The organism is [Actinomadura] parvosata subsp. kistnae (assembly GCF_900323885.1).
Classification (GTDB): Bacteria; Actinomycetota; Actinomycetes; order Streptosporangiales; family Streptosporangiaceae; genus Nonomuraea; species Nonomuraea composti.
In genome coordinates, this window is the sequence record NZ_OOHJ01000006.1 from 724,876 (window position 1) to 737,259 (window position 12,384).

The 12,384-nt window shown below is 69.2% G+C and carries 14 protein-coding genes and 1 pseudogene; 3 read left to right on the plus strand and 12 right to left on the minus strand.

The genetic code is table 11. The features are described from left to right. Window positions 1-170: 170 nt before the first annotated feature. Window positions 171-518 carry a hypothetical protein gene (locus KIS93_RS07190; RefSeq protein ID WP_080038703.1) on the minus strand — a complete coding sequence of 116 codons (348 nt, stop codon included), beginning with the start codon at window positions 516-518 and terminating at the stop codon, window positions 171-173. Between the two features lie 2 nt (window positions 519-520). Next, window positions 521-1,132 (minus strand): SRPBCC family protein, encoded by a 612-nt coding sequence (locus tag KIS93_RS07195; RefSeq protein WP_080038704.1) that lies wholly within the window; start codon window positions 1,130-1,132, stop codon window positions 521-523. Window positions 1,133-1,247: 115 nt separating this feature from the next. Between KIS93_RS07195 and KIS93_RS07200 the strand changes: the two genes are divergently transcribed. Next, window positions 1,248-1,928, plus strand: coding sequence for a TetR/AcrR family transcriptional regulator (locus tag KIS93_RS07200; RefSeq protein WP_080038705.1), 681 nt, complete (start codon window positions 1,248-1,250; stop codon window positions 1,926-1,928). Between the two features lie 375 nt (window positions 1,929-2,303). On the opposite strand, the gene KIS93_RS07205 is transcribed toward KIS93_RS07200, so the two are convergent. Continuing rightward, the gene (locus tag KIS93_RS07205) at window positions 2,304-3,080 is read right to left on the minus strand and encodes a TetR/AcrR family transcriptional regulator (RefSeq protein WP_080038706.1); all 777 of its coding nucleotides are present in this window, start codon (window positions 3,078-3,080) and stop codon (window positions 2,304-2,306) included. Window positions 3,081-3,235: 155 nt separating this feature from the next. Here KIS93_RS07205 and KIS93_RS07210 point away from each other — a divergent pair, with 155 nt between their 5' ends. Then, window positions 3,236-3,565: a putative quinol monooxygenase gene (locus tag KIS93_RS07210; RefSeq protein WP_080038707.1), complete on the plus strand. Its 330-nt coding sequence runs from the start codon at window positions 3,236-3,238 to the stop codon at window positions 3,563-3,565. Between the two features lie 28 nt (window positions 3,566-3,593). Continuing rightward, window positions 3,594-4,046, plus strand: coding sequence for a hypothetical protein (locus KIS93_RS64740; RefSeq protein WP_230466165.1), 453 nt, complete (start codon window positions 3,594-3,596; stop codon window positions 4,044-4,046). A gap of 219 nt (window positions 4,047-4,265) precedes the next feature. Here KIS93_RS64740 and KIS93_RS68865 read toward each other — a convergent pair. From KIS93_RS68865 to KIS93_RS07255, 9 genes and pseudogenes are all read right to left on the minus strand, one after another. Then, window positions 4,266-4,751 (minus strand): annotated as a pseudogene (locus KIS93_RS68865) (DUF998 domain-containing protein); the annotation flags it as partial. 195 nt (window positions 4,752-4,946) lie between these two features. After that, entirely contained in the window at window positions 4,947-5,267 is a 321-nt protein-coding gene (locus KIS93_RS07225; protein ID WP_155127222.1) for a hypothetical protein, read from the minus strand. Between the two features lie 78 nt (window positions 5,268-5,345). Next, complete coding sequence (locus KIS93_RS63145) at window positions 5,346-5,663, minus strand: cyclase family protein (RefSeq protein ID WP_222107303.1); 318 nt, start codon at window positions 5,661-5,663, stop codon at window positions 5,346-5,348. Between the two features lie 21 nt (window positions 5,664-5,684). Continuing rightward, the gene (locus KIS93_RS63150; RefSeq protein ID WP_222107304.1) at window positions 5,685-6,224 is read right to left on the minus strand and encodes a hypothetical protein; all 540 of its coding nucleotides are present in this window, start codon (window positions 6,222-6,224) and stop codon (window positions 5,685-5,687) included. A 656-nt stretch (window positions 6,225-6,880) separates the two neighbouring features. Continuing rightward, window positions 6,881-8,488: a tyrosine-type recombinase/integrase gene (locus KIS93_RS07235; protein WP_155127225.1), complete on the minus strand. Its 1,608-nt coding sequence runs from the start codon at window positions 8,486-8,488 to the stop codon at window positions 6,881-6,883. 4 nt (window positions 8,489-8,492) lie between these two features. Then, window positions 8,493-8,813: a helix-turn-helix domain-containing protein gene (locus KIS93_RS07240; protein WP_080038708.1), complete on the minus strand. Its 321-nt coding sequence runs from the start codon at window positions 8,811-8,813 to the stop codon at window positions 8,493-8,495. Then, window positions 8,810-9,250 (minus strand): hypothetical protein, encoded by a 441-nt coding sequence (locus KIS93_RS07245; protein ID WP_080038709.1) that lies wholly within the window; start codon window positions 9,248-9,250, stop codon window positions 8,810-8,812. The genes KIS93_RS07240 and KIS93_RS07245 overlap by 4 nt, the downstream gene beginning before the upstream one ends. Then, entirely contained in the window at window positions 9,247-10,305 is a 1,059-nt protein-coding gene (locus KIS93_RS07250; RefSeq protein WP_222107218.1) for a tyrosine-type recombinase/integrase, read from the minus strand. The genes KIS93_RS07245 and KIS93_RS07250 overlap by 4 nt, the downstream gene beginning before the upstream one ends. A 405-nt stretch (window positions 10,306-10,710) precedes the next feature. After that, entirely contained in the window at window positions 10,711-12,273 is a 1,563-nt protein-coding gene (locus KIS93_RS07255; protein WP_222107305.1) for a GMC family oxidoreductase, read from the minus strand. Between the last annotated feature and the right edge of the window lie 111 nt (window positions 12,274-12,384).

Genomic DNA, 12,384 nt, shown 5'->3' on the forward strand with positions numbered 1-12,384 from the left:
CGGTCGCTGAAACGTAGCTTGTCGGGCCACTTCGGCATGACCCCCTCCTCCCGCCGCGCGGGAACCAGCACGGAACCCGCACGGGTCTGCACGGCACCTTCGGCATCCGCCCGCCCGCTCCCATCCTCACCGTCCGGTTTCGGACAGTTCCACCTCGGGTGCGGTTGGTGTCAGCCCGCTGTGGCCCGCGCCGCGGTGCGTCTGCGCTGGACGTGGAACGCGAGGGCGACGGCCACGCCGGTCGCGACGAGGATCGCGGTGACGGTGGGACTCATGTACTTGGTCAGGCTCGGAGCGTCGCTCGGCCCCACCAGCCAGAACGTCACCGGAACGGCGTAGGCCGCGACGAGCGCCCCGCTCCACCAGCGCAGGGTGCGCAGGCGGGCATCACGCAGGGTGGCGATCAGCACTATGGCGATGGGGATGCCGGAGAGCAGGGCGAAGCCGCCGAGGACGAGGACCGGTGCGGTCCAGGCGGCGACGATGGCGGGCAGGGAGGGGCGGGCGGTGGGCTTCATGATCACTTCCTGTTGGAGCGAGCTTCGGCGGCGGACTTGAGGGCGGTCAGCCAGAGGTCGAGGCCGGGGGCGAGGTACTTGATGGAGGTCTCCGGGTCGGCCTCGATCTGGCCGCCGGTCCAGCTCTCCTCGGTACGCACCAGGACGCCGCCCTTGACCTCGGTGAAGGTCCAGACGTGCACGCCCTTGTCGATGCGCAGCCCCTCGCCGACGGCCGGGCCGCTCCAGCGGACGCAGGCGCCCCGCTTGAGGTCCTTGACGGTGGAGGTGATGACCAGGGTGGTGGCGGGGGTCGCGGGTGTGGCGGGCGCCGGCGTGGTCCAGCGGAACTTCGAGCCCTTCCGCAGCGAGCCCCGGTCGAGTCGCTTGGCGCTGGTGACGGGCTCCTGCCAGGACGGCCAGCGTTCGACGTCGGTGTGCAGGTTCCAGACGGTGCGCAGCGGGGCCTTGATGAGGATCTGGGTGCGGTGGTGCAGCTTGGCGCGGGGGTCGATGCCCTTGCCGCGGCAGGTCACCGAGTTCGTCCGGTCGAGGGTGGCGGCGTCGGCGGCGCCGGCACCGGCGGCGAGGAGTGTGGCGGCCAGAGGGATCGCGAGGAGGCGGACCTTCGGCATGATGTTCTCCCAAAGTTGAGTGCCAGTTGCAATGGTTAGAAGCTATAACGCAGTAGAAGTGAGCGTCAATAGGAAACGTGAGATGCTCTAACTAGAGACGAAGAAGGAGCGGCCGATGACGGACCGAGATGGGCAGAGCCCGCGGGAGCGCTACCGGGCTCAGGTTCGCGAGGAGATCAAGCGGCACGCGTGGGAGCAGATCGCCACGGCGGGCGTCGCCGTCCTCTCGCTCAACGCGATCGCCAAGCAGGTGGGCATGAGCGGTCCCGCCTTGTACCGGTACTTCGCGAGCCGCGACGAGCTGATCACCGCGCTCATCCGCGACGCCTACCGCAGCCTCGCCGACGAGGTACGGGCGGCGGCCGACTCCGGCGCCGACCTGATCGGACTGGCCCGCGCGATCCGGGAGTGGGCGCGCAGCGACCCCCAGCGGTACCTTCTCATCTACGGCACGCCCGTCCCCGGCTACCACGCGCCCGACGACACCGTGCAGATCTCGTTCGAGGTAATGACGGTGCTGCTGGAGGTGTGCGGGGCGGTGCCGGCGAGCGGGCCGGCGACGCCGTTCGACACCCATCTGGAGACGCACCGCGACTGGGTCTTCGGGCATCCGGCGCCGGCCACGACGCTGCATCGGGCGCTGTCGTTCTGGACGCGGCTGCACGGGGTGCTGTCATTGGAGCTCGCGGGCCACTTCGCCGGCATGAAGTTCGATCCCGACCTGCTGATCGCCGACGAGTTGCGGGCCCTGCTGGGTCCCAGTAGCGAGCGGCGACAGTCAGCAGGTGGCCGCTGACCCCGAGCAGCTACGGCACCGACTTCACGAGCGATTCACGGTCACGCGCCCCCGGTGACCGGCAGGCTCTTCGGGCCGTGCGCGCCGGAGGAGCCCGCCGTCAGCACCTGACCGGCGTGCCGCAGCGTCACCCCGGTCATCGGCGCGTCCGGAGTGATCCGGGCGGCGACGGTGGACAGTTCGCCCAGGCATCAGGCAGCACCTTCGTCGTCAGGAAAAGGACCGTGTGGCTGGGACCGCCGTTCGCGCCCGGCGCCCTACCGGCGGGCCGCCCACCCATGGCAGGCCAGCCCTCCACCGGCACGGTCCCGTGCGACGGCAAGGTCGCGACCAGCCGACGGAGCGGCACGCCGGTCAGACAGCTCCGTGATGTCTTCACGATACGTGGGAACCCGGCGCGTTCGGATCGGAGGCCGGCCGGGCGGGTACGCGGCGGTGTGCGTCGGCGAGCAGGGTGTGCATGGCGCCGCGGAAGATCTCCGCCTGCAGCGGGCCGATGAAGGCGGTGTGCCCGAACACCTCCAGGACCACGAGGCCGTGCAGGTGTCCCCAGGCGCTGACGAACAGGGCGGCGGCCTGCGGCGGAAGCCCGCCGACCGCTTCGGGCGGGAGTTGCTCGAGGTGTTCGCGCAGCGCGGGGCTCAGTGGCGGTACGTCGACGCGGGCCAGTTGCTCGCGGGTGAACGTGCCGAACAGCGTTTCGAACAGGAGGGCTGCCAGCCTGCGGGGGCCGGCGGTCGTACGGCCGTCGGCGGGTGCCTGGTAGTGCAGCAGGGGTGTGCCGTAGATGAGCTGGAACCGGGCGGGATTGTCCAGGCCCCAGCGGCGGAAGGCTTCCGCGCCGGCGACGAACCTCGGCGGGTCGTCCTGCCGCGGCGTGGTCTCCAGCGCCGACTGCACGGCGTCGGCGAGGTCGTGGTATGCCTCGGCGATCAGCGCTGTGATCAGCTCGTCGCGGCTGGGGAAGTAGTGGTAGAGCGCCTGCACGGTCATACCGAGGCTGCGGGCGATCGATCGCAGGGACAGGCCGGCGGGGCCGTGCAGCGCGATCTGTTCCTGCGCCGCGTCGAGGATCTCGCGGGTGGCGGCGGCCCGCCGGCGCAGGCGGAGCGGTGTTGGGCCGGCGCCGGGCGGGGTGGGGTTGGGCGTCATGCCGACACCGTACTGATTGCTTGACACTGTTAGGTAAATCTGGCACTGCCAAATCCGGACCGACGTCCTTTAGCGTCGTGTCCCGGCCGCCACCGGCTTGTGTCGCGGCCCATGACCGAGCGCCGAGACTACTCGTCATCCAAGGAGAAAAATCCGTGCTTCTCAGCGTCGTCACCTCCACCGTCCTCCCCGGGCAGGAAGCAGCGTGGCTGTCGCTGGTCGAGGACTTCACCCAGGCCACCCGGGCCGAGCCGGGCAACGTGCTGGTGGAGTGGTCCAAGAGCGTGACCGACCCGCAGCAGTACATCGCGCTCGAGGGCTACACCGGCCCCGAGACGATCGGCGTGCACATGGACTCCGAGCACTTCAAAGCGGCGATGGCCGGCCTCATGGACCTGATCGCCGGCGCCCCTGAGGTCATCAGCGGCCACGTCGAGCAGGACGGCTGGGGCCCGATGCCGGGTACCGGCCCGCACCGGCAGTGAGCAAGCCCCCTTCCACAAAGGAGTTCTCATGACCACTACGCCGATGTCCGGCTCCGTCGCCGGCCGTCCGTCCGCCGTGGCGGATCGCATCGGGCGCACCCTGATGGCCGTCGACGCGGTCGCGACGCTCGTCGCGCTCGTGAACGGGATCCTCATCATGAACAGCGTCGCCGACGACCGCGTCATCACCGAGGCCTGGCGGACGCTGGCCTATGTCGTCTTCGCGGGAATCTGGGCGATACTCGCCGTCGCGCCGCGCCGGCAGTGGGGCCTGTGGGAACTGCTGCTCTTCCACAAGGGCGCGATCACCATCTACTGCTTCGTCATGTGGGACAAGCCCGACGCGGTGCAGACCGCGTTCATCGACCTGTCCCTCGTGGTGACGACCGCGGTGGCGTACGTGCTGTGCCGCGGCTGGACCAGTTGGCGGACCGGCGCCTCCGAGCCGGTCGGCCGGCGGTCCGCGACCTCGGCCGGGTGAAGTGAGCCGATCGCATCGCCGGTGATGGCTCGCCCGGCCCAGCAGCGCCGGTCGGGGCCGGAGAGGTGCGGCGAACCTCTCCGGCCGGTACGGCCAGGTCACGGCCGTCGGCGGCCCGGAGGCGCCTGCCGCCGCGGCTGCCGTCCTCATCGCGCGCAGGTGGAGGACGATGAGCCAGGTCCAGCCCACAATGTTGGTCAGCCGCTGCCAGATGCCGAAGGTCTCACTCACCGTGGCGGCGATGACGAACGTGACCGGCATGGCGACGCCGACGACGATGGAGTACCACCGCCACAGCGGCGTCGGCCACCACCTCGCGGCCACGAAGCAGGCCACGAGGAGCGCGGTGGAACTAACGGTGCCCGTGATGTTGTGGATGAGGCCGTGCGCGGTCGGTTGATGGGTCGGCACCGGGTCGGACACGAAGACGCCGGTCAGGGCGAGGCCGGCTCCGACGAGAGCGACCAGCCGCCCCGCCCAGGGGGTCACCGCACGCGATATCGCGCTCGAACTCGCCGTGATCAGCAGGCCCGCGATGATGAAGTTCGTGATCTGCAGCCGCCCGCCGGGGCCGATCGCGGCTTCGCTGACGGCATCCCGCACCGGGTCGTAGCCCGGCTTGATCGCGTCGTTGACCAGGAAGAGGATGATGAACAGGGCTGCTCCTGCCGCGCCGCACCAGAGCAGCCCTCGCCGCGTCGTCATGCGGGGGACATGTGCCCGGCGGCCGGGACCGCGTCGGCAGCCGCCGTTGCCGGACCGCGGCACAGCGTGACGCAGGCGAGAGGCGCCGGCGCGCAGGTGGCTCAGCTACTCGGTGACCATTCGGGAGCGTACGTGCCAAGCTGCGAGACACAGCCTGGCCCGCTCACTCGCGGTTCGTCCTCGGGCCGAGGCCGGTCAGGGCCGCGGTGTCGGTCCCAGGCGGTGGCCTGATCGCTCCGCAGGAGGAGGCTGGCAGCGCGCGTTCTCTGGAGGCCGGCCAGGTCCAGGCGGTGATGGCGGACGTGCGAGCCGGGGAACGCGGGCGCGGGTCTGGCCGATCCAGGCGGCCAGCCCGTCGGGCCCGGAGACGGCCGAACCGTCGCCGCCGTCCATCAGCCCGGCGTGTACGCGGAAGGTCGGAGCTGCGAGCGCGCGGGCACGATCGAGGTCGCCGTTCCACAGGTGCAGCCATCCGTCGACGAGCTCGCTGATGGCCAGGGGGTTCTTGATGTCCATGTCATCCTTCGGGTGTGAGGTCGTGGTTGAAGGTGGATGGTGGGTGGGGTCGCGGGGCGGGAAGTGCTCGCCGGGCGCTCAGAACACGGCGATGGGGTTGACCGGGACGCCGGTCAGTCCGTGGATGCGGGGCGGCGCGACGGTGAGCAGGAAGCTGTAGCGTTGCAGCTCGGCGCACAACGCCGCGAGGCCGTGGAGCTCGGCGGCGTTGATCAGCGGCATCGCCATCCGTCCCAGGGCGACTCCGTGCAGTGGGGACGGCCCGTCCGGATCCAGCGCCGGATGCGCGTCACCCCTGTCACCGGCGTAGACGGCCACGCCGCGGCGGTGCATCCAACGCACCGCGTCCATGCTGATCCCCGGCGACGGCCGGCCGGTGACGGCGAGCTCGGCCACCCGAACCGGACCACCAGGCCGTCACTCGGGCTCACCCGCACCCCCTGCCGTCTCTCGGCCTGCTCGAAGTCGTGCGATGTGATCGCGTACGCGGGCGGAAGGGGCCCCTCGACCGCCAGGGTCGAGCAGGATTCCCCGCGTCACGATCCCGGCGGCGAAGGCCGCTGTGGAGGCGTGCGTGACTCCTGCGGGGGTCACGACCTGCTTCCGTGGGCGGCCCGGATAGACCTCGCCGCCGTGCGACCAGTGGGCCAGCGCGTCGAGGTGCGTCGACTTCGCGCGGTGGTTGGTGACCAGCATCAGATCGGCGGCCACGTCCAGTCCGGTGTGGGACATCAGGTGCTGTACGGGGGAGAAGCCCACCGTGGTGGGCGCGAACGGGCTACTGATCATCGGGTTGGGCGTGATCGGCTGCGCCAGCGACGCCCACCGGCCCGTCCGCACCTGCGCGGCGGCCTTGGCCCGGACGTCGTCGGTGATGAGATTCAGCGTGCCGAGCTCGTCCCCGGCTCCCCACCGGCCCCAGTTGTCGGGCAGATCGGCCTCAGTAGGTTCGGCCATGTGGCCGGGCTCCTCTTCGTCGTGGATGCCTCGCGAGGGCCGCCTGGGAGCGGCCGGGACACGACGTTAACGACGCCTGAGCAGGTTTGGCCGCACCAGATTTTTCTCACACTGTCCGGCCAGCCGACTGAGCACGCCTCCAGGAGAGGGTCCATCCGCGACGCACCCGCCGGGACGATCAGGATCGGCGACCCGCCCGCCCGGCCTGAACCTGTGCGCGGCACCTTCCGTCCTTCACACGGGGGGGTATCGGGATCGGCACCACGGGTCTAGCGTGGGCGGCATGGCCGCCCAGGGGCACCACCGGCCCTCGCCCCGCAGGAGGTCACTGACTTGGGAGAACCTCGTTAATGCCGGATTCCGTTCTAAATCTCTGCCAGTACCTGACCCCCGTGTCCAGGCCGATCCGGCCGCAGAGCTGCCAGGCCTTCTCGCCGGCATTCATCAACAGCATGGTCGCGGCGTAGCGTCAGCAGCCTTGGTCATGTGGTGATTCGTCCCACGGTGTTCGTTACTCGCCGACACCGCCAACGACTCCTGCCAGTCCCGAACACCTACTTTGGGGCTGGAGCCAGCTTCGGGAGCGGAGGGCCTGGATTTCCTAGAGTTCAGGCAAACCGAAGGGTTCTCAGGATGAACTTATGGATTCTCATGCTCTATGTGGTCTGTGGACCCTTGGGTTCGTCTCGACTGGCGGGGTCTTGTTCCTCGGCCTGGGCGACGAGCAGTGCGCGGGCGTTCTCGGCGTAGCGGATGGCGGTCTTGGGATCAAGACCGAAGACGGCCGCCAGGTGGAGAGGATCGGGGCCAACGGCAAGTGCTTCGTCGAGCTGTCGTTGGACGCGTAGCCGCTCGAGAGTGGCGGCCTGGCCTCGGAAGGGTTCGGTCAGATGGACCTTGCCTATGGGGCCGGTTTCCATAGCCGTCTGCTGATTGATGAGCAGGTGGGGGTTGGCTGTGTTCGGCCAGCGTGCGCGTCGGTGGGTGAGCCAGGCCAGAAGCACCTGGTGGGTCAGGTCGTCCAACGGTCGTGAACGGCCAGCGACCGTCAGGCGTCGATTGCCCAGATCGACGTCGTCGAGCTGGAGTTCCCGGATGGCTTTGGGCCGGGCTGCGTGGATGGCAGCCAGGGCGAGGATGAGCCGGTCCAGAGGCTTGGAGACGGCGCTCACGGCCCCATCGATGTCTGCGTCTGCCAGGGGCATGATCAGTTTGCGGGGTTGTTCTCCGACTCGCAGGCGGGCTGCTGGGTCGCGGAAGATCATGCGGTTCTTCTTGCAGTGGCGAAACAGGGAGCGGATGACGCTGAGGGTGTGGTGGCGTTGGGCGCCGTGAAGGTCGTCGATGACGGCGAGGATGTCGTCGCGGGTGACCTCCCTGAGGTGGTCATAGCGGTCTGACCAGGTCAGCAGGCTAGGCCGGACAGCTTGCAGGTATGCCCAAACGGTGGCGGCGCTGCGGGACCGAGATCGAGGTCCGCCATCTCGCAAGGTTCGAAGCCAGTGCTCAACATCGGCTCGGATTCCAGGGGCGAGAGCGGCGAGGTTGCGCGCCAGCCATGATTCAAACGTGGGGATCCGGTCGTCCTCGACCAGGTCGAGTTCGCCGAGGACTTCGACGGTCCGTTCAACGCTGAGCCCGTAGCGGCGGAGCACGGGGAAGAGCTCCGAATATCTGATCCTGTCGTGTCCGGCATGGGAGGACAGCAGGATGACGAGGGCCCGGTCGACGTCGTTGGCAACCCATCGCGTCCAGCCCCGGCGCTCGCCGAGGTCGCCGGCGATCCTTCGGGCCTTGAGCAGAACCGGGTTGGCGAGGTCAGCGTGCTCGCGGCGGTTGAAGCGCAAGTAGTCGCGGCGGGTCGCGATCGGTAGCTGAAGTTGAGTCCAGCGTGAAGGTAACGGTGGCTGCTCGGGTGCAACTGCAGGTTTGCGGCCCTTGCGGCCGCCGGCCCTGCCCAGTAGCGGACCACCGCGCTGGCGGATGCGGTGCATCCCGGCGAAGAACAGCTGCTGGTGAGTGAGCGCCCGCAGGAACGGTTCGAGGACGGTGACGTGTCCTTTGGCGTTCAGACTGGCTTGGAGCCAGCAGAGCCGGCAGTAGCCGCGCTTGACCGGAACGAACCGGCCGCAGAAGGCGCACTCGCCCTTGTCGTGGAGCTGGCCGTAGGTGTAGCAGGCTCGACAGTAGCGGCCGGGCAGCACTCCCCAAGCGAAGCAGCCGACGCAGGTCGCGGCCGGCTTCTTCGGTGAGATGTAGCTCAACGGATCAGGTGGGTGGCAGGGTTCGTCCGTCCTTGCGCCGGGGTGTCACGGCCGAGCTCGCCGAGGCTGCGACCGGGAGATCCTGCTGCTCATTGACTCGCTTAACCTTCTCCGGCTGAGGGATGAGTAGTTCATCGACCCCGCAGCCGAGGACGGCGCAGATGACGTTGAGGTCATCGAGTTTGATGCTGGCGGGCTCGCCCGACCACAGACCGGACATCTTCCCGGCGCTGATCTTCAGGCCGTGTTCGGCGAACATCCGCTGCAGCTCAGAGGCTTTCCAGATGCCGCGGTTGGCGGCGGCCAGCCGCAGGTTCCATCTCATGTGTTCTCGGCCTCCTTCCAGGGCGCGGCCGATCCGGCCGGATGTCCGGCGGCGGCTCCTATCGCGGTCGCGGTCAGGGCGAGGTTGACGCCGTCCAGGCTGGTGAGCACGTCACGCAGGTCGACCGGGATGCCGCCGCTCATGCTCGCGGCGATGCGCAGAACGGCGCGTTCGCCGCCGCTGCAGGGCAGGCGGCCCTCCTGCAAGGCCGTGATCGCCCCATCCCAGTCGACAAAGGCCAGCGCCGTGGCGACGCCGGCGTCGACGGTGATGTACTCGGCGACGAAGTCGGGCCGGTGCAGCCACAGGTCGGTGTCGATGAGCAGTTCGACTCCTGCCTGGACGCAGGGCAGTCCGGTGGCGCCGAGCGTGAGTGCGCACGCCAGCTCGTGTCGGGCCCAGTAGTCGCCGACCGGTCCGGCGGGATGTGCGGTCATGGCGTCCGTCCCTTCCCGAGTCCCGTCAGGCGGGCGGCGGCACGCCGCTGACCTGCGGTCCAAGCGTCTTCTATGTGGGTGCCGGTGACGTGCACATATTTCATCGTGGTGGCGATCCAGGCATGGCCGAGCAACTGCTGGATGGCGATCAGGTCCATGCCCTGCTGGTAGAGCTGGGAGGCGCAGAAGTGCCGCAGCACGTGCGGGGTCAGGACGTCGGCCCATTCCGGCAGGTGAGCGGCGGCGGCCCTCGCGAGCGCGGCCCGGAGTGTCTCGTCGCCGATGCGGGCGACCGAGCCGTCGGTGTTCTTGCGCTCCGACAGCAGCAGCGCCACGCCGGGCCGGGTGTGGTCGTCGCCGAACTGGCCCCACACGTCCTCGACGAACCAGCGCAGCGTCGCCGCGGCGTTGTTGATCAGCGGCACCATCCGCTCACGCGGTCCGGACCTGCGCGCGCCCTTGCCATGGCGGACGTGCAGTTTGCCGAAACGGCCCAGACCCCACTTGATGTCGGCCAGGTCCAGCTTGCACGCCTCGTTGACGCGCAGCCCGACCTCCGACATCAGCCGGCAGGCGGTGTAGTTGCGGGCGGTCGGGGCGAACTTCCGGCAGGTCGTCAGCTCCTGCCGCCACCCGGCGAACAACCGGTCCACCTGCTCGATGGTGGGCGGGATGCGCAACTTGCCCTGCGGGCCACCGCGCGGCCGGTTCATCTCATCGATCGGGCACTCGACCACGCGGCCGGTCATCTGGTGGATCTCGACCTTGTGCCGCAGCTCCAGGAACAGGAAGAACGTCTTGATCGCCTGCGCCCGGGCCAGCCTGGTGCCCTTCGCGGTGGCACGCAGCACCTTGCCGAAGTACGCGTCGGCGTCAGCCGGTTCCATCTCCCACAACGGCCGGCCGAACCAAGCCCGCACCTGCTCCAGGTGCACCACGTCGGAAGAGATCGTCCCATCCGACAGCCCCGCCGCCGCCCGCGCCAGCACGAACCCGGCCAGCACGTCCGTCTCCAGCGCCTCCAGGTCCTCGGCAGTGGCCGGGGCACGCGCCACCCGAAGATCCTTCACCACAGCCAGCGTCAACTCCGGCCACCTCGCCTTCACCATCACAGCAAGACGAACGACCAGGACGATAGACCTTCAGAATCCCCGAAATCTCATCAACACCAGAAGAAGCCGGAGCACCAGCAGATAAGCCCAGGTCCAGGAGCTAAGGAGGTTCATAGAGCCTCAAGCAACTCAAGGGTTATTGGTTAGTCCAGCTGCACGAACCAGACCTCGCTCCCACTCACCAGGTCGTCGTGGCGCTAGTCAAGGATCTTGATGGTCATGCTCCCTTACGTGTTCAACTCGCATGCCGCAGGGGCGCCGGGCATCATCGGCAGGACGATGTGCGACTTCTTGTCCACGCGGAAGGCCAAGGCCCCGCGTGCCCGGCCTTGAGACCCCCGGTCGGGTTCAGCGGAGGCGCGCTCGCGCAATGCGTTCCGCCGCTCGCTCGGCGATCATGATCGTGGGGGCCTGCGTGTTCCCCCGGGTGATGGTGGGCATGACGGAGGCGTCGGCAACGAACAGTCCGTCGGTTCCGTGGACCGCCATGGTGGCGGGGTCGATCACCGCGGCGGTGTCGGTGCCCATCCGGCAGGTGCCGACGGGATGCCACTCGCTGCCCACGTTGCCGTCGATCCAGGTGTCGAGGCCCTCGTCGGACCAGTCCTCCGGGGCGAGTGCCTCACCCCCGGTGGCTTTGGCCAGGGTCGGGGTCCTGAACAGTTCGCGTGCCCGGCGCAGGCCGGACCGCAGCCGAGCGCGGTCACCCGCGTCCTGGAGGTAACCGGGATCGACGAGCGGCGCCAGCGTGGGATCCACGCCGGCAAGCCGTACGGTGCCGTGACTGTCCGGGTCCAGAACGCTGATCGCACAGGTGACGACCGGCTCCTCGATGAGCGTCATCTCAGCGGTCATGCCCAGCAGGGTCAGGGTGAACTGAAGATCCGCCACCGGACGGGCGGCCTCGCTGCGCAGCGTAGCGGCGGCCTGGGTGAGCGAGGCGAGCGGGCCACGGCGCAGCAGCCGGTAGTCGCGGACATCGTCCGCGGTCAGGGAGTTCCAGAGGGGACTGCCGTCGATCACCGGCCACACCGGCGTGACCATCGGGTGGTCCTGCAAGTTGGCACCCACCCCGGGCAGGTCGCGCACCACGGGGATGCCGAGGTCGTGGAGGTGGTCCGCCGGGCCGACCCCGGACAGCAGCAGCAACTGCGGGCTGCGCAGGGCACCGGCGCACAGCACCACACCGCTCCTGGCGCGGATCTCCGTGTCGCCCACCCGCACGCCGACGGCCCGGACGCCGTCCCACAGCACACCGGTGACCTGGTGTCCGGTGGCGACGGTGAGGTTGTCCCGGCCGCGGGCCGGTGCCAGGTAGCCGTCCACCACGCTGTGCCGCCGGCCGTCACGGATGTTGCTCTGGATCAGGCCCACTCCCTCGCCGATCGGACCGTTGAAGTCTTCGACCAGCGGCAGGCCGTGTTCTACACCGGCCGCCACAAAGGTGAGCGGCAACGGGCCGGCATCGCGGATCGACGTGATCGCCATCGGACCGCCCGCCCCGTGCCAGTCATCGGCACCGCGGTCGCTGTCCTCGATGAGCCGTAAGGTGGAGCGTACTTCCGGCCACCCCCAGCCCGCTGCGCCCCGGGCCTGCCAGGTGTCATAGTCCTCAGGACGCCCGTGGAACCACGCCATCATGTTCATGCTGCTGCCGCCACCGAGCCCGCGCCCCTGCGGGAGCCCGATCCGGCGCCCGCCGAGGGCGGCCTGCGGCGTGGTGACATCGCTCCAGGCGTGCGGCCCCGCAAGGAGCTGGAAAGCGTTCCCGGGAGTCCGGGACTCGGGTTCCTCTCCGGTGGTCGTGCCAGCCTCCAGCAGGATGACGCTACGGGTACGGTCCTCGCTCAGTCGTGCGGCCAGCACGCATCCGGCCGCGCCCGCTCCCACGACAACGAGGTCCGCCTCCACCGGCAGCGAGGTTGTCAGCTGTGTCATCTTGACCCACTTATCTCGATGTCGTGCTCCGAGCACGACTCGTACAGTGCCAGGTCATCTTAGACGAGTTCGACTCATATGAAA

Coding starts and splice junctions, on each gene's coding strand:
- KIS93_RS07225 (WP_155127222.1), bottom strand. CDS start 5,267: ATGGACATCAAGAACCCCCTGGCCATCAGCGAGCTCGTCGACGGATGG.
- KIS93_RS07200 (WP_080038705.1), top strand. CDS start 1,248: ATGACGGACCGAGATGGGCAGAGCCCGCGGGAGCGCTACCGGGCTCAG.
- KIS93_RS07240 (WP_080038708.1), bottom strand. CDS start 8,813: ATGAGATGGAACCTGCGGCTGGCCGCCGCCAACCGCGGCATCTGGAAA.
- KIS93_RS63150 (WP_222107304.1), bottom strand. CDS start 6,224: ATGGCCGAACCTACTGAGGCCGATCTGCCCGACAACTGGGGCCGGTGG.
- KIS93_RS07245 (WP_080038709.1), bottom strand. CDS start 9,250: ATGACCGCACATCCCGCCGGACCGGTCGGCGACTACTGGGCCCGACAC.
- KIS93_RS07195 (WP_080038704.1), bottom strand. CDS start 1,132: ATGCCGAAGGTCCGCCTCCTCGCGATCCCTCTGGCCGCCACACTCCTC.
- KIS93_RS64740 (WP_230466165.1), top strand. CDS start 3,594: ATGACCACTACGCCGATGTCCGGCTCCGTCGCCGGCCGTCCGTCCGCC.
- KIS93_RS07190 (WP_080038703.1), bottom strand. CDS start 518: ATGAAGCCCACCGCCCGCCCCTCCCTGCCCGCCATCGTCGCCGCCTGG.
- KIS93_RS07205 (WP_080038706.1), bottom strand. CDS start 3,080: ATGACGCCCAACCCCACCCCGCCCGGCGCCGGCCCAACACCGCTCCGC.